The organism is Janibacter massiliensis, assembly GCF_900289115.1.
GTDB lineage: Bacteria > Actinomycetota > Actinomycetes > Actinomycetales > Dermatophilaceae > Janibacter_A > Janibacter_A massiliensis.
Genome location: NZ_LT985196.1, coordinates 40,577 through 61,158 on the forward strand (window position 1 = coordinate 40,577; position 20,582 = coordinate 61,158).

General features: G+C 72.6%; 20 protein-coding genes and 1 tRNA gene. 1 reads left to right on the forward strand and 20 read right to left on the reverse strand.

The window, feature by feature from the left end; translation table 11 throughout:
• Positions 1–13 precede the first annotated feature (13 nt).
• The 20 genes from DAA34_RS00195 to argS form a co-directional block, all read right to left on the reverse strand.
• Positions 14–925 (reverse strand): F0F1 ATP synthase subunit gamma, encoded by a 912-nt coding sequence (locus DAA34_RS00195; RefSeq protein ID WP_106817099.1) that lies wholly within the window; start codon positions 923–925, stop codon positions 14–16.
• Between the two features lie 101 nt (positions 926–1,026).
• Entirely contained in the window at positions 1,027–2,664 is a 1,638-nt protein-coding gene (gene atpA / locus DAA34_RS00200; RefSeq protein WP_106817100.1) for a F0F1 ATP synthase subunit alpha, read from the reverse strand.
• Positions 2,665–2,726: 62 nt separating this feature from the next.
• Positions 2,727–3,536 (reverse strand): F0F1 ATP synthase subunit delta, encoded by an 810-nt coding sequence (locus DAA34_RS00205; RefSeq protein WP_106817101.1) that lies wholly within the window; start codon positions 3,534–3,536, stop codon positions 2,727–2,729.
• Complete coding sequence (locus tag DAA34_RS00210; protein ID WP_267894602.1) at positions 3,536–4,102, reverse strand: F0F1 ATP synthase subunit B; 567 nt, start codon at positions 4,100–4,102, stop codon at positions 3,536–3,538. The genes DAA34_RS00205 and DAA34_RS00210 overlap by 1 nt, the downstream gene beginning before the upstream one ends.
• A gap of 53 nt (positions 4,103–4,155) precedes the next feature.
• Complete coding sequence (locus tag DAA34_RS00215; protein WP_407656991.1) at positions 4,156–4,377, reverse strand: F0F1 ATP synthase subunit C; 222 nt, start codon at positions 4,375–4,377, stop codon at positions 4,156–4,158.
• A gap of 91 nt (positions 4,378–4,468) precedes the next feature.
• Positions 4,469–5,281, reverse strand: coding sequence for a F0F1 ATP synthase subunit A (gene atpB / locus DAA34_RS00220; protein ID WP_234354039.1), 813 nt, complete (start codon positions 5,279–5,281; stop codon positions 4,469–4,471).
• Positions 5,278–5,556 (reverse strand): AtpZ/AtpI family protein, encoded by a 279-nt coding sequence (locus DAA34_RS12345; protein WP_234354040.1) that lies wholly within the window; start codon positions 5,554–5,556, stop codon positions 5,278–5,280. Before DAA34_RS12345 ends, atpB begins: the two co-directional genes overlap by 4 nt.
• An 8-nt stretch (positions 5,557–5,564) precedes the next feature.
• Positions 5,565–5,981 (reverse strand): hypothetical protein, encoded by a 417-nt coding sequence (locus tag DAA34_RS00225; protein WP_106817103.1) that lies wholly within the window; start codon positions 5,979–5,981, stop codon positions 5,565–5,567.
• A 53-nt stretch (positions 5,982–6,034) separates the two neighbouring features.
• Positions 6,035–7,177 carry an MraY family glycosyltransferase gene (locus DAA34_RS00230; RefSeq protein WP_106817104.1) on the reverse strand — a complete coding sequence of 381 codons (1,143 nt, stop codon included), beginning with the start codon at positions 7,175–7,177 and terminating at the stop codon, positions 6,035–6,037.
• A 23-nt stretch (positions 7,178–7,200) separates the two neighbouring features.
• Positions 7,201–8,475 carry a serine hydroxymethyltransferase gene (locus DAA34_RS00235; RefSeq protein ID WP_106817105.1) on the reverse strand — a complete coding sequence of 425 codons (1,275 nt, stop codon included), beginning with the start codon at positions 8,473–8,475 and terminating at the stop codon, positions 7,201–7,203.
• Positions 8,472–9,197 carry an L-threonylcarbamoyladenylate synthase gene (locus DAA34_RS00240; protein WP_106817106.1) on the reverse strand — a complete coding sequence of 242 codons (726 nt, stop codon included), beginning with the start codon at positions 9,195–9,197 and terminating at the stop codon, positions 8,472–8,474. Before DAA34_RS00240 ends, DAA34_RS00235 begins: the two co-directional genes overlap by 4 nt.
• 5 nt (positions 9,198–9,202) lie before the next feature.
• Positions 9,203–10,096, reverse strand: coding sequence for a peptide chain release factor N(5)-glutamine methyltransferase (prmC, locus tag DAA34_RS00245; protein WP_106817107.1), 894 nt, complete (start codon positions 10,094–10,096; stop codon positions 9,203–9,205).
• Positions 10,093–11,172, reverse strand: a complete 1,080-nt coding sequence (gene prfA / locus DAA34_RS00250) for a peptide chain release factor 1 (RefSeq protein ID WP_106817108.1) — start codon at positions 11,170–11,172, stop codon at positions 10,093–10,095. The genes prmC and prfA overlap by 4 nt, the downstream gene beginning before the upstream one ends.
• 87 nt (positions 11,173–11,259) lie before the next feature.
• Positions 11,260–11,475: a 50S ribosomal protein L31 gene (rpmE, locus tag DAA34_RS00255; RefSeq protein ID WP_106817109.1), complete on the reverse strand. Its 216-nt coding sequence runs from the start codon at positions 11,473–11,475 to the stop codon at positions 11,260–11,262.
• A 147-nt stretch (positions 11,476–11,622) separates the two neighbouring features.
• Positions 11,623–13,482, reverse strand: coding sequence for a transcription termination factor Rho (gene rho, locus DAA34_RS00260; protein ID WP_106817110.1), 1,860 nt, complete (start codon positions 13,480–13,482; stop codon positions 11,623–11,625).
• A gap of 263 nt (positions 13,483–13,745) precedes the next feature.
• Positions 13,746–14,714, reverse strand: a complete 969-nt coding sequence (thrB, locus tag DAA34_RS00265) for a homoserine kinase (RefSeq protein WP_106817111.1) — start codon at positions 14,712–14,714, stop codon at positions 13,746–13,748.
• A gap of 7 nt (positions 14,715–14,721) precedes the next feature.
• Positions 14,722–15,807 carry a threonine synthase gene (gene thrC / locus DAA34_RS00270; RefSeq protein WP_106817112.1) on the reverse strand — a complete coding sequence of 362 codons (1,086 nt, stop codon included), beginning with the start codon at positions 15,805–15,807 and terminating at the stop codon, positions 14,722–14,724.
• 1 nt (position 15,808) lies between these two features.
• Positions 15,809–17,137, reverse strand: coding sequence for a homoserine dehydrogenase (locus DAA34_RS00275; protein WP_106817113.1), 1,329 nt, complete (start codon positions 17,135–17,137; stop codon positions 15,809–15,811).
• Positions 17,134–18,633, reverse strand: coding sequence for a diaminopimelate decarboxylase (gene lysA, locus DAA34_RS00280; protein ID WP_106819594.1), 1,500 nt, complete (start codon positions 18,631–18,633; stop codon positions 17,134–17,136). The genes DAA34_RS00275 and lysA overlap by 4 nt, the downstream gene beginning before the upstream one ends.
• A gap of 17 nt (positions 18,634–18,650) precedes the next feature.
• Positions 18,651–20,303: an arginine--tRNA ligase gene (argS, locus tag DAA34_RS00285; protein WP_106817114.1), complete on the reverse strand. Its 1,653-nt coding sequence runs from the start codon at positions 20,301–20,303 to the stop codon at positions 18,651–18,653.
• 146 nt (positions 20,304–20,449) lie between these two features.
• On the opposite strand from argS, the gene DAA34_RS00290 reads away from it, so the two are divergent.
• Positions 20,450–20,522: transfer RNA gene (locus DAA34_RS00290), tRNA-Arg, on the forward strand.
• The last annotated feature ends 60 nt before the right edge of the window (positions 20,523–20,582 follow it).

Sequence of the window (20,582 nt, forward strand, 5' to 3'; positions counted from 1 at the left end):
TCTCTCTACCTCTTCACTTGGCCTCGGCGAGGGCGCTTGCGCCGCCGACGATCTCGGAAATCTCTTGGGTGATCTCGGCCTGGCGGGCCTGGTTCGCCAGACGGGTGTACTTCTTGATGAGCTCCTCGGCGTTGTCCGTCGCCGACTTCATCGCCCGCTGGCGGGCGGCGAGCTCGGACGCGGCGGCCTGCAGGAGGCAGTTGAAGATCCGCGCCGCGACGTACCGCGGGAGCAGGGTGTCGAGGAGCTCCTCGGCGTTCGGCTCGAAGTCGTACAGCGGCATCGACGCGCCGTTCGCCTTGGCCTCGGCCGCGTCCTGGAACTCGTCGACGACCTCCAGCGGCAGCAGCCGGATGATCTCCGCCTCCTGGCTGACCATCGACACGAAGCGGGTGAAGACGACGTGCACCTCGTCGACGCCGCCGGTCCCGGTGTCGGCCGTGAAGTCGGCGACGATCCGCTCGCTGATCTCGCGGGCGTGCTCGAACGTCGGCTTCTCGCTGAAGCCGCTCCACTCCGCGGCGTACTCACGACGCCGGAACGAGTAGAAGCTGATCGCGCGGCGGCCGACGAGGTAGGGCACGACCTCCTTGCCCTCGGAGCGCAGGCGCTGGACGAGCCGCTCGCTCTCCTTGAGGACGTTGGCGTTGTACCCGCCGGCGAGCCCGCGGTCGGCCGCGAAGATGACGACGGCCGCGCGCCGGACCTGCTCGTGCTCGGTCGTCAGCGGGTGGTCGACGTCCGAGAAGGTCGCGACGGCCGAGACGGCGCGGGTGAGCGCCCGGGCGTACGGCGAGGATGCGCGCACGGCCTGCTGCGCCTTGACGACGCGTGAGGCCGCCATGAGCTCCATCGCCCGCGTGATCTTCTTCGTCGCGCTGACGGAGCGGATGCGCTGCCGGTACTCCCGGATCTGCGCTCCCATGCTGTTCCGCCTCTCCTGGGGTCAGGGTGGTGGGTGGTCGGGGGTGCCGCGTGGGCGGCGGGTGGGTGGCCGGGCGGATCTCCGCCCGGCCACCGGGGTCGTCACCGCTTCTGGCGGACGATCTGCTCCTGCATCGGGTCCTCGTCGAGCTCACCCGGGTCGGCCTCGGTACCCAGCGGCACGGTCTCGTGCTGCTCGGGCCGGAAGCCGCGGGTGAACTCGTCGACCTCGGCCGCGAGCGCGTCCTCGGCACCCTCCTCGAGCTTGCCCGTCTCCCGGATGCCGTCGAGGACCTCCGGTCGGGTGCGGCGCAGGTGGTCGAGGAACTCCGCCTCGAAGCGCGAGACCTCCTCGACCGGAACCTCGTCGAGGCGGCCCGTCGTGCCGAGCCAGATGGAGACGACCTGCTCCTGGATCGGGAACGGGTTGGCCTGACGCTGCTTGAGGAGCTCGACCAGCCGCGCGCCCCGGGCGAGCTGCTGCTTCGAGGCCGGGTCGAGGTCGGAGGCGAACATGGCGAACGCCTCGAGCGCCCGGTACTGGGCGAGGTCGAGCTTGAGCCGGCCGGAGACCTTCTTCATCGCCTTGACCTGCGCGGCACCACCGACGCGGGAGACCGAGACACCCACGTCGATCGCCGGGCGGACGTTGCTGTTGAACAGGTCCGCCTGGAGGTAGATCTGGCCGTCGGTGATGGAGATGACGTTCGTCGGGATGTACGCCGAGACGTCGCCGGCCTTCGTCTCGATGATCGGCAGACCCGTCATCGAGCCCGCCCCCATCTCGTCGGACAGCTTCGCGCAGCGCTCGAGGAGCCGGCTGTGGAGGTAGAAGACGTCGCCCGGGTACGCCTCGCGGCCCGGCGGACGGCGCAGCAGGAGCGACATCGCGCGGTAGGCCTCGGCCTGCTTGCTCAGATCGTCGAAGACGATGAGGACGTGCTTGCCCTGGTACATCCAGTGCTGACCGATGGCCGAGCCGGTGAACGGGGCGAGGTACTTGAAGCCGGCGGCGTCCGACGCCGGAGCGGCGACGATCGTCGTGTACTCCATCGCGCCGGCCTCCTCGAGCGTGCCCTTGACGGCCGCGATCGTCGAGCCCTTCTGGCCGATGGCGACGTAGATGCACCGGACCTGCTTGGCCGGGTCGCCCGTCTCCCAGTACTCCTTCTGGTTGATGATCGTGTCGACCGCGACGGTGGTCTTGCCCGTCTGGCGGTCGCCGATGATCAGCTGGCGCTGGCCGCGGCCGATCGGCGTCATCGCGTCGACGGCCTTCAGGCCCGTCTGCATCGGCTCGTGGACCGACTTGCGCTGGACGACCGTCGGGGCCTGGAGCTCGAGCGCACGACGCTCGGTCGAGGCGATCTCACCGAGACCGTCGATCGGCTGGCCGAGCGGGTTCACGACGCGGCCGAGGTAGGCGTCGCCGACGGGGACCGACAGGACCTCGCCCGTGCGCTTGACCGTCTGGCCCTCCTCGATGCCGGCGAAGTCACCGAGGATGACGACACCTATCTCGTGCACGTCGAGGTTGAGCGCGATGCCGAGCGTGCCGTCCTCGAACTGGAGCAGCTCGTTGGTCATCGCCGAGGGCAGCCCCTCGACGTGGGCGATGCCGTCACCGGCGTCGACGACGCGGCCGACCTCTTCGCGCGACGCGGCGCCCGGGTCGTAGGACTGCACGCTGGCGTCGAGCGCGTCCCGGATCTCCTCCGGACGGATCGAAAGCTCCGTCATGTGTCTCTTCTCCTCGTGTGGCCCCGGTCCGGAGCCGGCTGTGTGGGTGGCGGGTGGGGGCGTCAGCCGGCGAGGTGCCGGCGGGCGCCTTCGAGCTTGCGAGCGACCGTGCCGTCGATGACCTCGTCGCCGACGCGGACCCGCAGGCCCCCGATGACGGACGGATCGACGACGACCTGGAGCAGGACGGGCTTGCCGTAGATCCCCGAGAGAGCACGGGCGAGCCGGTCCTCGTCGGCTTGGTCGAGCGGCGTGGCGGCGGTGACGACCGCGGTGATCTGCTCCCGGCGCCGGGCGGCGACCGCGAGGTACTCCTCGATCGTGCGGCCGAACTTCCGACCACGCGGCTCGAGCACCGCCTGGCGCGCGAGCCGGACCGTCTCCGGACGCGCCTTGTGCTGAAGCAGCCGATCGACGACGGCGGCCCGCTGCGCGGGGTCGCCGTACCGGTTGGTCAGGACGTCCCGCAGCTCCGGGTCTCCCGCGACGGCACGCTCGAAGCGGAACAGCTCGTCCTCGACCCGGTCGACCTCCCCGGAGCGCTCGGCACCGGCGACGACCGCCTCGACGGCGAGCGTCTCGACCGTGTCGGTGAGGTCACGGTCCTGGGACCACCGCTGCCCGACGAGCGCCTTGACGACGTCGAGGGCCGCGGAGGACACCTTGCCGGCGAGCACGCGGTCGACGATCCCCTGCTTGGCGGCCGCGTCCCGCGAGGGGTCCGCGATGCCGCGGCGGAGGGTCGGGTTGGCGTCGACCGCCGAGGCGACCGCGAAGAGCTCGTCGGCCAGCGACGCGGCGTCCGCCACGGCGAGCGCCGACGTGAGGGCCTCGCGCCCGGCGGCGGCCGCCTCACGGGAGGCGCCGCGCATCAGGAACCGACCTTCTCCGGGCGGATCTCGCCCGACTCGAGCTCGGTGAGGAAGCGCTCGACGATGCCCTTCTGACGGGTCTCCTCGTGGAGGGACTCGCCGACGATCCGGCTTGCGAGGTCCGTCGACAGGCGGCCGACCTCCGAGCGCAGCGACTGGCTCGCCTGCAGGCGCTCGGCCTCGACCTGCTTGTGCGCCGACTCGACGATCCGGTCGTGCTCGGCCTGGGCCTGGGCCCGCATCTCCGTGACGATCTGCGCGCCGTGCTGGCGGGCCTCCTCACGGATCTGAGCGGCCTCGGCCCGTGCGTCCTGCAGCTGGGTCTCGTACTGCTGCTTGGCGGCCGCAGCCTCGGCCTGGGCGGCCTCGGCCTGGGCGATGCCACCCTCGATCGCCGCGTGGCGCTCGGCGAAGGCCTGCTCCAGCTTGGGCGCGACGAAGCGGGCGACGACGAAGTACACCACCCCCACCATCACCAGGCCCCAGACGAGCTCGGGGATGTGCGGGATGAGGGGCATCTTCTCCTCGGCTGCCTCCTCGGCGGCGAGGACGACGGCGGTGATCACAGGGGGCTCTCCTTAGCCGTGGACCGGGACGGGATGGCGGGGTTCCCCGACGATCAGAGGAAGAACAGGACGAAGCCGAGGATCGCGAGGGCCTCGGCGACGGCGAAGCCGAGGATGGCCTGCGGCTGCATGAGGTTGCGGGCCTCGGGCTGGCGCGCGATGCCGTTGATGAGGGCGGCGAAGATCATGCCGACGGCGATCGCCGGGCCGATGGCGGCGAGGCCGTAGCCGATGACGGAGAGGTTGCCGGTGATGTCGACAGCGAGGAGGTTCACTGTGTGCCTCTTTCTTTTCTCGGGTTTCGACTACGACCCGTGTCGTAGGCGTTCTGGGGGGCGCGGGCGCGCCGAGGTATTGAGTTGTCGGTCAGTGGTCGTCGGCGAGGACGCCGGCGAGGTAGCTCGCGGTGAGCAGGGTGAAGACGAACGCCTGGAGGAACTGGATCAGGAGCTCGAAGACGAGCATGAGGCTGGCCATGAGGTAGGCCGGCAGGGCCACGAGCTTCATCGCCCCCTCTGCGTCGAGCAGGAACCAGCCCGCCGAGCCCGCGAGGAGCAGGATGAGCATGTGCCCGGCGAACATGTTGCCGAAGAGTCGGAGCGCGAGCGTGAGCGGCCGCGTGATGAAGTACGTGACGAGCTCGAGGACGAAGACGATCGGGATCATGAGCAGCGGCAGGCCCGGCGGGACCATGTGCTTGAAGTAGCCGAGCAGGCCGTGCCGCTGGATGCCGACGACGTGGTAGACGACGTACGCGACGATCGTGAAGGCGATGGGGAAGCCGATGACACCGTTGACCGGGTTCATCACCGGCGGGATCGCCCCGAGCAGGTTGAACACGAGGATCGTGCTGAACAGCGTGACGAGCAGCGGCACGAAGCGCCGGAACTCCTTGTTCCCGAGCATGTCGCGGCCGATGGCGTTGCGCGGCAGCTCGTAGAACTTCTCCAGCAGCCACTGACCCTTCGTCGGGACGACGGCGGCGCGGCGCGAGAGCGCGATCATCGTGGTGCACAGGAGGGCGACGGCGACCGTCGACCAGACCATCTGCTCGGTGACCTGCCAGCCCTCGGGGCCGAACAGCGGGAGCCAGAAGTCGTTCGGGCCCGGGATGTGGGGCCCGCCCTCGGCCGCGGCGGTCGCGAAGGACGTCTGCGACGCAGGCGCAGTCAGTGTCACGGAATCTCCTCGTCGTGGCGCGTGGCACCGGGGACGGCGCCGCCGTCGACGTCCGGTGTCCGGGACGTACCGTACCGGAGCCAGACGACATAGATGGACAGAGCCATGCCACCGACGACGCCGATCGGCATGAGCAGGGTGCGGTGCAGCAACCAGCGGTCGAGCACCCATCCCAGGCCCCCGTACGTCAGGGGTCCGGCGAGCAGGTAGGCCATGACCGTCGCGGACAGCCCGCTGGGGTTGGCCGGCACACGGTCGTCGCTGGTCGGGGGCACGGCGGCGCTCATCGACCCGCCTCCACGAAGACGCCGCGACCGGCCCGGACGTGACCGACCGTCAGCCCGAGCTGCGCGCCGACGACGGCGAGCGCACCCGCGGCCGCGGCGACGGAGCCGTCGAGCCAGTCGGTCCGGCGGAGGGCGACGACGGCCATCGCGAGCAGGGCGAGCTGGCCGAGGTAGACCACGAAGGCGCCGACGAGGTAGGTGCTCGTCGGGCCCGCGAGGATCCACGCGACGAGGGCGACCCCGCCGGCGAGCAGGGCGACGACGAGGGCAGCGACGACGATCGCGCTCGCGGCCCCCCGGGACCCGCTGCTCACCCATCCCCCGAGCGCCGCGACGGCCAGGGCCGCTCCCCCGCCGACGACGAGCCCACGAAGCATCCCGGGGACCGGGGTGCGCGGCGGACGGCGGCTCACGAGGACCTCTCAGCGGGCGATCAGCAGGCGGGGGCAAACGCTTGTGAAAACTATCACAAGCGCCGTTCGATCCCGTGCTCGGTCTGCTCGTAGACCTTCGGCTCGCTGCCGAGCGCCCGGGCCTGCGGCACCCAGACCGTCAGCCCCGCGGCGACGACGAGCATGAGCGCGAGCGCTCCCCCGGCGACCTCGGCAGGGAGGACGACGAAGCCGACGGCGCCCGCGGCGATGACGAGCGCCCACAGCCACAGCAGCAGGACCGCGCGGCGGTGCCCGTGGCCGATCTCGAGCATCCGGTGGTGCAGGTGCTGCCGGTCGGCCTGCCACGGGCTCTGACCCCGGGCCAGGCGGCGGACGACGGCCAGGACGACGTCCAGGAGCGGCAGGAGCATGATCGAGGCGGGGACCGCGATCGGCAGGAGGGTCGCCGCGATCGGGTTCGCGCTGACCTGGGAGGGGTCGACGGCGCCCGTGGTCGAGATCGTCGCGGCCGCCAGGAGCAGGCCGAGCAGCAGCGCGCCGCTGTCCCCCATGAACAGGCGCGCCGGGTACACGTTGTGCGGCAGGAAGCCCAGGCAGCAGCCGAGGAGGGCCGCCGAGATGAACGTCGAGGCCCCGAAGACGTTCGGCGGGTCGAAGAGGTGCCCGAGCGTGTACGTGTAGGCGAAGAACGCCGCTGCCGCGATCGCGACGATCCCCGCCGCCAGGCCGTCGAGGCCGTCGACGAAGTTCACCGCGTTGATCGACAGGACGACGACGAAGATCGTCATGAGGACGAGGACGGGGGCGGGCAGGACCGTGACGACCCCGAGCGGCAGCGAGAACAGCTGCACCCCGCTGAACGCCAGGATCCCGGCGGCGACGAGCTGCCCGCCGAGCTTGGTCAGCGCGTCGAGCTCGTGGATGTCGTCCCACGCCCCGATCGCGCACACCAGCGCCCCGCCGCCGAGGACGCCGAGCAGCTCCGGTCCCGTGAAGACCTGGCTCAGGTAGGGCAGCCGACTCGCCGCGAGGGTCGCCGCCGCGTACCCGACGAGGATCGCGACCCCACCGAGCCGCGGGATCGGCACGGCGTGGACGTCCCGGTCGCGGACGGGCGTGAAGGCCCCCACCCGCACCGCGAGGGCACGAATCGCCGGCACCGTGAGGAAGGTCGCGACGAAGCCGACGAGCAGGACGAAGAGGTACTCGCGCACCGGCGCTCAGCCCCGGCCGCGGATCAGCGCGGGTACGCGGGGAAGGCCTCGACGAGCTCGGTGACCTGCGCGCGGACCCGCCGGCTCACCTCGTGCTCCGGGTCGGCGTCTCCGGCCGTGACCGCCTCGTCGATGAGGTCGGCGATCGTCGTCATCTGCTCGACGCCCATCCCCTGGGTCGTCACGCAGGGGGTGCCGACGCGGATGCCGGAGGCGATGCTCGGCTTCTGCGGGTCGTTGGGGATCGCGTTCTTGTTCAGCGTGATCCCCGCGGCGTCGCAGCGGGCCTCCGCGTCGGCGCCGGTGACCCCGACCCCCTGGAGGTCGAGGAGCGTGAGGTGGGTGTCGGTCCCGCCGGTCGTCGGCCGGATGCCGTGCTCCTGCAGCCGCGCGGCCAACGCCTGGCAGTTCTCGATGACCGCCGAGGCGTACGCCGCGTACTCCGGGGTGGCGCACTCCTTGAAGTTCACCGCCTTGGCCGCGATCGTGTGCATCTGCGGGCCGCCCTGCATCATCGGGAAGACGGCCTTGTCGAGGGCCTTGGCGTGCTCCTCGCGGCAGACGAGCGCACCCGAGCGGGGGCCGCGCAGCACCTTGTGCGTGGTGAACGTGACGACGTCGGCGTGCGGGACCGGGCTCGGGATCGCCTTGCCGGCGACGAGACCGATGAAGTGGGCCGCGTCCACCCAGAAGATGGCCCCGACCTCGTCGGCGATCGCGCGGAAGCGCTCGAAGTCGATGAGCCGCGGGATCGCGGACCCGCCGGCGCAGATGACCTTCGGGCGGTGCTCCTTGGCCAGTCGCTCGACCTCGTCGTAGTCGATGTTCTCGGTCTCGGGGTGGACGCCGTAGTGGATCGCGTCGAACCACTTGCCGGAGAACGAGACCTTCGTGCCGTGGGTGAGGTGCCCGCCGTGCGGGAGGCTCATCGCGAGGATCTTCTCGCCCGGCTGGAGGAAGGCGCCGTAGACGGCCTGGTTCGCGCTCGCCCCAGAGTGCGGCTGGACGTTCGCGTGGTCGGCGTCCAGGAGGGCCTTGCAGCGCTCGATCGCGAGCTCCTCGGCCTTGTCGACCTCGGCGCAGCCGCCGTAGTAGCGGCGACCGGGGTAGCCCTCGGCGTACTTGTTCGACAGCGTCGACCCGAGCGCCGTGAGAACCTCCGGCGAGGACATGTTCTCCGACGCGATGAGCTGCAGACCACCACGCAGGCGCTCGAGCTCGGTGAGCAGGACGTCGGCGATCTGGGGGTCGAAGGCCGCCAGCGCCTGGTAGTCGGAGCCGTAGAAGGGCTCGGTCACGGGGTGCTCCTCGTGTCGTCGGTCGGGTCGGGGTCGGTGGCCGAGGGCTCGACCGGGTCGGGCTCGCCGGCCTCGAGGTCGGCGGGGGCGTAGCGGTCGAGGATCTCCGCGAGGGCGTCCTCGTCGACCGCACCCGCCCGCAGCAGGACGGGCGAGTCGCCCGTGCAGTCGATGATCGTAGAGGGGTCGAGCTCGGTGCGGGGGCCGGCGTCGACGTAGTACGCGACGGACGAGCCGAGCTGGGTGGCCGCCTCCAGCACGGTGCGGGCGGCCGGTTCCCCCGTCCGGTTCGCCGAGCTCACCGCCATGGGGCCGACCTCGGCCAGGAGGGTGAGGAGGACCTCGTCGTCCGGCATCCGCAGGGCGACGGTCCCGTTCGTCCGGCCGAGGTCCCACGTGAGCGACGGCTGGCTGCGCAGGACGAGGGTGAGCGCGCCGGGCCAGAAGGCGCGCACGAGGTCGCGCGCGTAGGCCGGGATGTCGACGGCCAGGCCGTCGAGCGTCCGCGGGTTGGGGACGAGGACCGGCGGCGGCATGTCGTCGCCGCGCCCCTTGGCCTCGAGGAGCGCGCGGACGCCGGGGACGGAGAAGGCGTCGCAGCCGATGCCGTAGACGGTGTCGGTCGGGACGACGACGAGCTCGCCGGCCCGGACCGCGACCGCCGCCTCCTGGAGGGCTTCCTCGCGGGTGTCCTCGGAGGTCGCGTCGAGCACGGATGACATGCGCGTCAGCGTACCCGTGGGGGTGATGCGGGCGGCGGGGCCGCCGTGCGCGTCGCGACGAGCGCCCGGGGACGGCCCGTGAGATCGGGCACGTCGCGCGCGTCCGACCACGCCGGGTCCGCCGCGGCGTGGTCCAGGAGCGCGCCCGACTGCACCTCCGCGTGCTCGAGGACGACGGTGCCGCCCGGTCGCAGCAGGACCGCGGCGCGGGCGAGGATCCGGCGCGGCAGCTCCAACCCGTCCCTCCCGCCGCCGTAGAGGGCGAGCGCCGGGTCGTGGTCGCGCACCTCCGGGTCGACCGGCTCCATGTGGTGCGGGACGTACGGGGGGTTGCTCACGACGACGTCGACCTCCCCGGCGAGATCGTCGAAGGCCTCGAGCGCGTCGCCGAGGACGAGCGACACCGCCGGTGCGTGGTCGGCGACGTTGCGCTGCGCCCAGGCGTGCGCGTGGGCGGACAGCTCCACCGCGTGCACCCGGGCGCCGGGCACCTCGCGGGCGAGCGCGACCGCGATCGCCCCCGAGCCGGTGCACAGGTCGACGACGACAGGGTGGGCGACGGCACGCGCGGCCCCGATCGCGAGCCCGGCGACGACCTCGGTCTCGGGCCGGGGGACGAAGACCCCGGGGCCGACCGCGAGGTCGACACCGCGGAACGGAGCGATGCCCGTGAGGTGCTGCAGCGGCACCCGGGCGGCGCGCTCGTCGAGGAGCGCCTCGAGCACGGCCAGGTCCTCCGGCTCCAGCGGCGCCCGCAGCAGGACCCGACGCTCCACCTCGCCGAGGTCGACCGCGAGGACGTGCCCGACGAGGCGGACGACGTCGGCGCGGGCCCCGACGATCCCGGCCCGGGTGAGCCGGGCGGTCGCGTCGTCGACGACCCGCCGCAGGTCGCTCACTCCTGCCCCAGTGCCGCGAGCCGCGCGGCCTCGTCGGCGGCGACCGCGGACCCGAGGAGGGCGTCGAGGTCCCCGTCGAGCACCGCGGGAAGGTTGTGGGCCTTGTACCCCGTCCGGTGGTCGCTCACCCGGTTCTCCGGGAAGTTGTACGTGCGGATGCGCTCGCTGCGGTCGACGGTCCGGACCTGACCAGCCCGGACGCCGGCCTCCGCGGCCGCCGCGGCCTCGAGGGCCGCCTGGCGGAGCCGGGCGCGCAGCACCCGCATCGCCGCCTCACGGTTCTGGATCTGGGACTTCTCGTTCTGGCAGGAGACGACCGTCCCCGTCGGCAGGTGGGTGATCCGCACGGCCGAGTCCGTCGTGTTCACGCTCTGCCCGCCGGGCCCGGAGCTGCGGAAGACGTCGATCCGCAGGTCGTTCGGGTCGATGTCGACCTCGCCGGGGTCGTCGACCTGCGGGATGACCCAGACCCCGGCGGCACTGGTGTGGATCCGCCCCTGGCTCTCGGTCACCGGCACCCGCTGGACACGGTGGACCCCGGCCTCGAACTTCAGCCACGCCCACGGTGCCTCCCCCGGTCCCGGGCTGCCCGTGGCGGACACCGCGATGCGCACGTCCTTGTACCCGCCGAGGTCGGAGGGCGAGGCGTCGACGATCTCGGTCCGCCACCCGACCCGCTCGGCGTAGCGCAGGTACATCCGCGCGAGGTCGCCGGCGAAGAGCGCCGACTCCTCGCCGCCCTCGCCGGCCTTCACCTCGAGGAAGACGTCCCGGTCGTCGTCGGGGTCGCGCGGCAGGAGCAGCAGTCGCAGCCGGTCCTGCGCCTCCGTGAGCCGGTGCTCCAGCTCGACCGCCTCCTGCGCGAAGGAAGCGTCCTCCGCGCCGAGCTCGAGAGCGGCCGCGAGGTCACGAGCCAGGGCCTGCACCTCCTCGTGGCAGGCCACGACGGGGGCGAGGGCTGCGTAGCGGCGGCTGGCCCGGCGGAACTCCGCCTGATCGCCGACGACGTCGGGGTCGGCCAGACGTCGGGTCAGCTCGGCGGCCTCGTCGAGCAGCGCGCGGGCAGGGTCGGTCATCTCGGTCCTGAGGGGTGTCGAAGGGGCCGGAACGCGCTCGGCCCCGCGACCCGGGAGCGGGGCCGAGCGGCTGCGCTCAGGCAGACGTCACTTGGCGGCCTTCTTGCCGTAGCGGGCCTGGAACCGGGCGACGCGACCACCGGTGTCGAGGATCTTCTGCTTGCCCGTGTAGAACGGGTGGCACTGCGAGCACACCTCGGCGTTGATCTGGCCGGACTTCGCCGTGCTGCGGGTCGTGAACGAGTTGCCGCAGGTGCAGGTCACCTGGGTCTCGACGTACTCGGGGTGGATGTCCTTCTTCACCGTGTCTCCTCGGGATACGGACCGGGTCGGCCCGCCGTCACCCGTGCCGGGCGACCGGGCGGTGCGCTCTCGGCGGCGCGTGCCGTGAACCGGACCAAGGAGACATTCTGCCACATCGCACCACGGCTCCTCAGTGCGGGCCCTCGCTCAGGCGTCGTCCTCGTCGTCGAGCTTGATCGAGCTCGTCTGCTGGACCTGGAGGAGGAACTCGTAGTTGCTCTTCGTCTTCCGCAGCCGGTCCAGGAGCAGCTCGATGCCCTGCTGGCTGTCGAGGGCGGCCAGGACCCGGCGGAGCTTCCACATGATCTTCAGCTCGTCCGGGGCGAGGAGGATCTCCTCGCGACGCGTGCCGGAGTTGTTGACGTCGACCGCGGGGAAGATGCGGCGGTTGGCGAGCTGCCGGTCGAGCTTGAGCTCCATGTTGCCGGTGCCCTTGAACTCCTCGAAGATCACCTCGTCCATGCGCGAGCCCGTCTCGACGAGGGCCGTGGCGAGGATCGTCAGGGAGCCGCCGTGCTCGATGTTGCGCGCGGCGCCGAAGAACTTCTTCGGCGGGTAGAGCGCCGCGGAGTCGACACCGCCCGACATGATCCGGCCGCTCGCCGGGGCCGCGAGGTTGTAGGCCCGGCCGAGCTTGGTGATCGAGTCGAGGAGGACGACGACGTCGTGCCCCATCTCGACCAGACGCTTGGCCCGCTCGATCGCGAGCTCGGCGACGGTCGTGTGGTCGTCTGCCGGGCGGTCGAAGGTCGAGGAGATGACCTCGCCCTTGACGGCGCGCTGCATGTCGGTGACCTCCTCCGGACGCTCGTCGACGAGGACGACCATGAGGTGGCACTCGGGGTTGTTCGTCGTGATCGCGTTCGCGAGCGACTGCATGACCATCGTCTTGCCGGCCTTCGCCGGGGCGACGATGAGGCCTCGCTGGCCCTTGCCGATGGGGGCGACGAGGTCGATGATCCGCGTCGTCAGGATGTTCGGCTCGGTCTCCAGCCGCAGCCGCTCCTGCGGGTACAGCGGGGTCAGCTTGCCGAACTCGGGGCGCTTGCGCGCCTCGTCCGGGGTCATCCCGTTGACGGTGTCGAGGCGGACGAGCGGGTTGAACTTCTCGCGCTTGTTCCGACCGCCGCCACCCCCGCCCTGGGGGATCTCCCCGTCGGCGTTGGCGCGGACGGCGCCGGTGACGGCGTCGCCCTTGCGCAGCCCGTGCCGCTTGACCGTGCCGAGCGGGACGTAGACGTCCTGGGTGCCGGGCAGGTAGCCCGAGGTCCGCACGAAGGCGTAGCTGTCGAGGACGTCGAGGATGCCGGCGATGTCGACGAGGACATCGTCCTCGGCCACCTGGGGCTCGTCGTCCTCCTCCGGACCGCCCTGCCCGCGGCCACGCCGATCCCGGTTGCGGTTCCGGTTCCGGTTGCGGTTGCGGCGCCGGCCGCCGCGGCCGTCCTCGTCGTCCGGACCGTGACCGCCGTTGCCGTCGTTCTCGCCCCGGCCGCGGCCCTGGCCGTCACCATCGCGCTGACCGTCCCGGTCGTCGCGACGCGGCTGGTCGCTGCCGCCCTGGTTCCGATTGCGCTGCTGACCGTCGCGGTTCTGACCATCGTTGCGGTTCTGACCATCGTTGCGGTTCTGACCATCGCGCTCCTGGCCGCCGCGGCGCTGACCCTGGCGCCTCTCGGCGCGGTCGGCGTTCTCCTCGTCCCGGCGCTCGGCGGCGGGCTGCTCGGCCGGCTGCTGGGTCGTCTGCTGCTGGCGCGCCGGCTGCTCGGCGCGGGGCGCGGCCTCGGCGGCGGGGGCCGCGGCGCGCTCCGGGGCCTGCGTCGAGACGCCGGCACCGGACTGGCGCGCGCGGATCGCCTCGATGAGGTCGCTCTTGCGCATCTTCGTCGTCCCGCTCAGACCCATGCTCGAGGCGAGGGCCTGCAGCTCGGCGAGGCGCAGGGAGCTGAGGGAGCCCGAGCGCCGCGGGGTCGCGGGTGCGCTGGTCTCCGGGGTGGTGTCCGTCACGAAGGTTCCTTCCCCCTCGTCGGGGCCGCCGCACCGAGAGCGGGCGGGGCCGTTCGGCCAGAGCGGCCGAAAGGGTGGGTGTGCGTGGATCCGAGGGCCGACGGAGCGACTGCGCCGCCCCTGGGCACTCGGTGCTCCGGTCGGGTCAGCCGTCTTGACGAAACGGGACTGGCACCGGGCTGGACGCCCGGGCGATGACTCGCGAAGCACGGTCAGCGTAGCACCGGGGGTGGGGCCGCTCGCGGGCTCCCCTCCGCGGCGTCTCAGCCGGAGGTGGCTCGGACCCCGACCGTCGGCACCCCGGGCCGCAGGACGCGCCACGGGCCGCCGGCCGGGACGCTGCCGGCGACCGCGTCGGAACGGTCCGGCGTCGTCAGCGCGAGGACGGTCGGGCCCGCCCCGCTGATCGTCGCGGCCACGCCGGCGGACCGCAGCTCGTCGACGAGCGCCATCGACGCGGGGTACGACGGGCGGCGCGGCTCCTGGTGCAGCCGGTCGAGGGTCGCGGGCAGCAGGAGCGAGGGGTCCTGCGCGAGCGCGTGGACGAGGAGTCCCACCCGACCGCCGTTCGCCGCCGCCACCGACAGGGGCACCTCGGCGGGCAGGACGCTGCGGGCCGTGGCGGTGGAGAGGACGACGGAGGGGACGAAGACGACGGGCTCGACGTCGGGGTGGAGGTCGATCGCGACCGTGCGGGTGCGCGGACGCGCGGGGTCACCCGCCGGGTCGTCGTCCGACCAGGACAGGGTCGCGCCGCCGAAGACGCTCGCCGAGGCGTTGTCCGGGTGCCCCTCGAGGTCGCACGCGATGTCGTTGACGAGCCCGAGGTCGAGGTCGAGCGGGCCGGGGTCGGCCCCCTGCGCGGCGACGAGCGCGACGGCGGCGGAGACCCCCGTGACGATCGCCGTCGCCGACGAGCCCATCCCGCGACCGTGGGGCACGCTGTTGTGGCACGAGAGGTGGACCCCGGCGGGCGCCGCGACGCCCATCCACCGCCACGCCGCGACCATCGCCCGGTGGACGAGGTGGCGCTCGTCGCGGGGGACCCCGTCGGCGCCCTCGCCCTCGACGTCGATCGAGACCCCCGGCTCGTCGGCCACCATGACGACCGTGCGGTCGTGGACGCCGAGCGCGAGCCCGACGGAGTCGAAGCCCGGCCCCAGGTTGGCGCTGCTGGCGGGGACGACGAGCTCGACCCGCGTCCCGGGGGCGGGCGCCGTGGCCGTGCTCACCGTGGCATCACCCGAGCCCGAGGGCGTCGGCGATGGCGTAGGGGTCCACCGCCACCCGGACCGGGACGATCTCGTCGCCGTCGGCCGTGCGCAGCGCCCACCGGGGGTCCTTCAGCCCGTGACCGGTGACCGTGCAGACGATCGTCGCGCCCTCGGGGACCTGCCCGGCCGCGTGCCGCTGGAGCAGGCCAGCGATGCTCGCCGCCGACGCCGGCTCGACGAAGATCCCCTCCGTCGAGGACAGGATCCGGTGGGCCTCGAGGATCTGCTCGTCGGTGACCGACTCGATGCAGCCGCCCGACTCGTCCCGCGCCGCGATCGCCTGGTCCCACGACGCCGGGTTGCCGATGCGGATGGCCGTCGCGATGGTGTCGGGCTCGTCGACCGGGTGACCCTTGACCAGCGGCGCGGCGCCGGCGGCCTGGAAGCCCCACATCTGCGGCAGGCGGGTCGCGACGGCAGGCAGGCCCGGGGCGTCGGTCGCGTACTCGCGGTACCCGCGCCAGTAGGCGGTGATGTTCCCGGCGTTGCCCACCGGCAGGCAATGGATCTCCGGGGCGTCGCCGAGGGCGTCGACGATCTCGAAGCTCGCCGTCTTCTGGCCCTCGATCCGCGCGGGGTTGACGGAGTTCACGAGCTCGACCGGGTGGGACTCGGCGAGCTTGCGGGCGACCTCGAGGCAGTCGTCGAAGTTGCCGTCGACCTGCAGCAGCGTCGCGCCGTGGGCGATCGCCTGGGACAGCTTGCCCATGGCGATCTTCCCGTCGGGCACGAGGACGGCGCACGTCATGCCGGCCTTCGTCGCGTAGGCCGCGGCCGAGGCGCTCGTGTTGCCGGTGCTCGCGCAGATGACGGCCTTCGCGCCCTCCTTCGCGGCGACGGAGATGGCCGTCGTCATACCCCGGTCCTTGAAGGAGCCGGTCGGGTTGAGCCCCTCGTACTTGACGAGCACCCGGGCGCCGACCCGCTCGGACAGGGCCGCCGCCTCGATGAGCGGGGTGCCGCCCTCGTGGAGGGTGACGACCGGGGCGCCCTCGAGCATCGGCAGGCGGTCGGCGTACTCGCGGATCACGCCGCGCCACTGGTGAGCCATCTCAGGATCCCTCCACTCGCATCACGGACACGACGTCGGTCACGGTGTCGAGGTCCGACAGCGCCTCGACGGTCGCGGTCAGGGCCGCGTCGGGCGCGGTGTGCGTGACGACGATGAGGTACGCCTGCGCGGCGTGCTCCTCGCCGTCGCCGCCGACGACCTGCTGGCGGACCGCCTGGATCGACACGCCGTGGGCGGCGAACACGGACGCGACCTGCGCGAGCACGCCCGGACGGTCGGCGACGGCGAGGCTGATGTGGTACCTCGTGCTCGCCTTGCCGATGTCGTGGACCGGCAGCTGGGCGTAGGCGCTCTCCCCCGGGCCGCGACCGCCGGAGACCCGGTGCCGCGCCACGGCGACGATGTCACCCATGACGGCGCTGGCCGTCGGGTCACCGCCGGCGCCCTTGCCGTAGAACATGAGCTCGCCCGCGGCGGTCGCCTCGACGAAGACGGCGTTGTACGCCTCGCGGACCGAGGCCAGCGGGTGGCTGCGCGGCACCATCGCGGGGTGGACGCGGACGTTGACGCCGTCGTCGCCGCTGCCGGGCTCCCCCGTCCGCTCGCAGATCGCGAGCAGCTTGACGACGCACCCCATGTCCTTCGCGGCCTGGATGTCCGCGGCGGTGACCTCGGTGATGCCCTCGCGGTGGACGTCGGCGCCCGAGACCCGGGTGTGGAACGCCAGCGAGGCGAGGATGGCCGCCTTCGCGGCGGCGTCGAAGCCTTCGACGTCGGCGGTCGGGTCGGCCTCGGCGTACCCGAGCTCCTGGGCCTGCTCGACGGTCTCGGTCAGGCCGGCGCCCGTCGAGTCCATCTTGTCGAGGACGAAGTTCGTCGTGCCGTTGACGATGCCGAGCACCCGGCGGACGTCGTCGCCCGCGAGGGACTCGCGGATCGGCCGGAGGATCGGGATGGCACCGGCGACGGCCGCCTCGTAGTAGATGTCGACACCGTTCTCGTGCGCCGCGGCGTACAGCGACGGCCCGTCCTCGGCGAGCAGCGCCTTGTTCGCGGTGACGACGCTCGCGCCGTGCTGCAGGGCCGAGAGGATGAGCTCGCGCGCGGGGTCGATACCACCCATGACCTCGACGACGATGTCGGCGCGGGTGACGAGCTCGGCGGCGTCCGTGGTGAACAGCGACGGGTCGACGGGCACGGTCGCCCGGTCCCGGTCGAGCCGCCGGACGGCGATGCCGACGAGCTCGAGGGGGCGCCCGACCCGCTCGTGCAGGTCCTGCGCCTGCGTGACGAGCATCGTCGCCACGGACGACCCGACGACGCCGCACCCGAGGAGGGCGACGCGCAGCGGTTGCACGGACGTGGTCATCGGTCCTCCTGCTCGGTCGGGCTCGCCCCGACCACGGCGTGGTCGTCACCGGCGTGGTCGTCCACGTCGAGGGCGAGGATGTCGTCGATCGTCTCGCGTCGGACGATGACCCGTGCGCGGCCGTCCCGGACGGCGATCACCGGCGGGCGCGGCGTGTGGTTGTACTGGCTGGACAGGCTGCGGCAGTAGGCGCCCGTGCCCGGGACGGCCAGGAGATCGCCCGGGGCGAGGTCGGCCGGGAGGTACTCGTCCATGACGACGATGTCGCCGCTCTCGCAGTGCCTGCCGACGACGCGGGTGACGGCGGGCGCGGCCTCCGAACCGCGGCTGGCGAGCGTGCACGAGTAGTCGGCGCCGTAGAGGGCGGTGCGCACGTTGTCGCTCATCCCGCCGTCGACGCTCACGTAGCTGCGGACGGCGTCGTTCGTCACCTGCACCTGCTTGACGGTGCCGACCTCGTAGAGCGTCAGCGTGCTCGGGCCGGCGATGGCGCGGCCGGGCTCGATGGAGATCCGCGGGCGGGGCGCGCCGGGGGCCAGGTCGTCGAGGGCCTTCAGCTCACGCTCGCACACGGCGGCCATGTCGGCGCCCAGGTGCGCGGGCGTCATCGGGTCGTGCTCCGAGGTGTACGCGATGCCGTACCCGCCGCCCAGGTCCATCTCCGGCAGGTGCAGGCCGTGCTGCCGCACGATGTCGACGTGGAGGCCGACGAGGCGCCGCGCGGCGACCTCGAAGCCGGAGACGTCGAAGATCTGGCTGCCGATGTGGCTGTGCAGGCCGCGCGGGTCGAGGGCGTCCGGCTGCGCCAGCACGGCCTCGACCGCCTCCATCGCGGCGCCGCTGCCGAGGGAGAAGCCGAACTTCTGGTCCTCGTGGGCGGTGGCGATGAACTCGTGGGTGTGAGCCTCGACGCCCACGGTGACGCGGACCATCACCGGGGCGACCACCCCGAGCTCGCGCGCGAGCGCGGCGACCCGGTCGATCTCCTCGAGGGAGTCGAGCACGATCCGGCCGACGCCGTACTCGAGCGCATCGCGGATCTCGGCGACGCTCTTGTTGTTGCCGTGCAGGCCGATCCGCTCCGGCGGGAACCCGACCCGGCGGGCCACGGCGAGCTCCCCGCCGCTGCACACGTCGAGGCAGAGACCCTCCTCCATGACCCAGCGCGCGACCGCCGTGCACAGGAAGGCCTTCGCCGCGTAGTAGACGTCCGCGCCCCCGCAGACGGCGACGAACGGGCGGGTGAAGTCGTCGGCGAAGGCTCGCGCGCGGGCGCGGAAGTCGGCCTCGTCCACGACGTACGCCGCGGTGCCGAACTGCGCCGCGAGGTCGGTGACCGGCACCCCGGCGACGGCCAGGACGCCGTCGCCGCCACGCGTCACGCCGCTGGACCACAGCTGCGGCAGCAGCTCCATGACGTCGTTCGGGTAGGGCAGCCAGTGGGGGGCGGCGCCGTAACCGTCGGCGTGCAGCGTGCCCGCCTCGTGGGCGCGCATGTTCGTCGCCATCGGGCTCACATCCGCTCGGGCGCGCCGACGCCGAGCAGCCCCAGCCCGGTCGCGAGGACCTGACGGGTGGCGTCGTTGAGCCACAGGCGGGTGCGGTGGACGTCGGTGACGGGCTCGTCGGCGTTCTGCGGGCGGACGCGGCAGGTGTCGTACCACTTGTGGAAGCGGCCGGCGAGGTCCTCGAGGTACCGGGCGACGCGGTGCGGCTCGCGCAGCCGGGCGGCCTGCTCGACGACCCGCGGCAGCTCGCCGAGGATCGCCAGCAGGGCGGCCTCGGTCGGGTCGGACAGCAGCGCGGGGTCGAAGCCGTCCTCGCGCCGCACCCCGTCCTCCGCCGCCAGGCGCGCGACGTTGCACGTGCGGGCGTGGGCGTACTGGACGTAGAAGACGGGGTTGTCGTTCGAGCGCTTGGCGAGCAGGTCGAGGTCGATGTCGAGCGGGCTGTCGATCGACGTGCGGGTGATCGCGTACCGCGCGGCGTCGCGGCCGACGGCCTGGACGAGGTCGTCGAGGACGACGACGGTGCCCGCGCGCTTGCTCATCCGGACCGGCTGGCCGTCCTTGACGAGGTTGACCATCTGGCCGATGAGGATCTGCAGGTTGCGGCCCGGCTCGTCGCCGTAGAGGGCGCACATCGCCATCATCCGGCTGACGTACCCGTGGTGGTCGGCGCCGAGCATGATGATGACCTCGTCGAAGCCGCGCTCGCGCTTGTCGAGGTAGTAGGCGAGGTCGCCGGAGATGTACGCCGGCTGGCCGTCGGACTTGATGACGACGCGGTCCTTGTCGTCCCCGTGGGCGGTGGTCCGCAGCCACCACGCGCCGTCCTTCTCGTACATCGCGTCGAGGGCCTTGAGTCGCTCGATCGCGCGGTCGACGGCGCCGGACTCGTGCAGGTCGTTCTCGTGGAAGTAGACGTCGAACTCGACGCCGAAGTCGCTGAGGGTCTTCTTGATCTCGGCGAACATGAGGTCGACGCCGATCGCACGGAAGCGCTCCTGCGGGTCGTCGGCCGACAGCGCGTCGGGCTCGATGTCGAGGACCCGCGCGGCGATCTCGTCGATGTAGGCCCCGGCGTAGCCGTCCTCGGGGGTCGGCTCGTGACGGGCGGCGGCCAGCAGGCTGCGCGCGAAGCGGTCGATCTGCGCGCCGTGGTCGTTGAAGTAGTACTCCCGCGTGACCTGCGCGCCGGTCGCCTCGAGGATCCGGGCGAGGGAGTCGCCGACGGCGGCCCAGCGGGTGCCGCCGAGGTGGATCGGCCCGGTGGGGTTGGCCGAGACGAACTCGAGGTTGACCCTCGTGCCGGCACCGGTGTCGGTGCGGCCGTAGTCGGCGCCGGCCTCGACGATCGTCCGCGCGAGCTCGCCGGCGGAGGCGGCGTCGAGGCTGATGTTGACGAAACCGGGCCCGGCGACGTCGGCCGAGGCGATCCCGTCGGTCGCCGCCAGCCGGGTGGCCAGCGTGGTCGCGAGCTCGCGCGGCGGCATCCCGGCGGGCTTGGCGAGCTGGAGGGCGATGTTCGTCGTCCAGTCCCCGTGCTCGCGCTGCTTCGGGCGCTCCACCCGGACCTCGTCGGGGACGGGGGCGGTGAAGGCCCCCTCGTCGACGGCGGCCTGGAGCGCCTGCCGGATCGCGGCGGCGAGCTGTTCGGGAGTCACGGGGGTCGAGTCTAGGTGGACGCCGCCGCCCGTCCCCGCGGGCGTGCGAGCCGTGAGACGCCGGCGCCCGGCCGGGTGAGGATTCCTGCCCGGGTCGCGCCGGTGCTACGCTCGGTCGTCGCTCGCGACCCTCGTCGCAGCACCCCGCCTCCGTAGCTCAGGGGATAGAGCACTGGTTTCCGGTACCAGGAGTCGCAGGTTCGAATCCTGCCGGGGGCACGTCGTGGAAGGGCCCCGACCGCCGCACGCGGTCGGGGCCCTCTCGCACGACGCCGAGCG

Coding starts and splice junctions, on each gene's coding strand:
- DAA34_RS00195 (WP_106817099.1), bottom strand. CDS start 925: ATGGGAGCGCAGATCCGGGAGTACCGGCAGCGCATCCGCTCCGTCAGC.
- atpA (WP_106817100.1), bottom strand. CDS start 2,664: ATGACGGAGCTTTCGATCCGTCCGGAGGAGATCCGGGACGCGCTCGAC.
- DAA34_RS00275 (WP_106817113.1), bottom strand. CDS start 17,137: ATGACCACGTCCGTGCAACCGCTGCGCGTCGCCCTCCTCGGGTGCGGC.
- DAA34_RS00205 (WP_106817101.1), bottom strand. CDS start 3,536: ATGCGCGGCGCCTCCCGTGAGGCGGCCGCCGCCGGGCGCGAGGCCCTC.
- lysA (WP_106819594.1), bottom strand. CDS start 18,633: ATGCGCGCCCACGAGGCGGGCACGCTGCACGCCGACGGTTACGGCGCC.
- DAA34_RS00240 (WP_106817106.1), bottom strand. CDS start 9,197: ATGTCATCCGTGCTCGACGCGACCTCCGAGGACACCCGCGAGGAAGCC.
- thrC (WP_106817112.1), bottom strand. CDS start 15,807: ATGGCTCACCAGTGGCGCGGCGTGATCCGCGAGTACGCCGACCGCCTG.
- prfA (WP_106817108.1), bottom strand. CDS start 11,172: ATGACCGACCCTGCCCGCGCGCTGCTCGACGAGGCCGCCGAGCTGACC.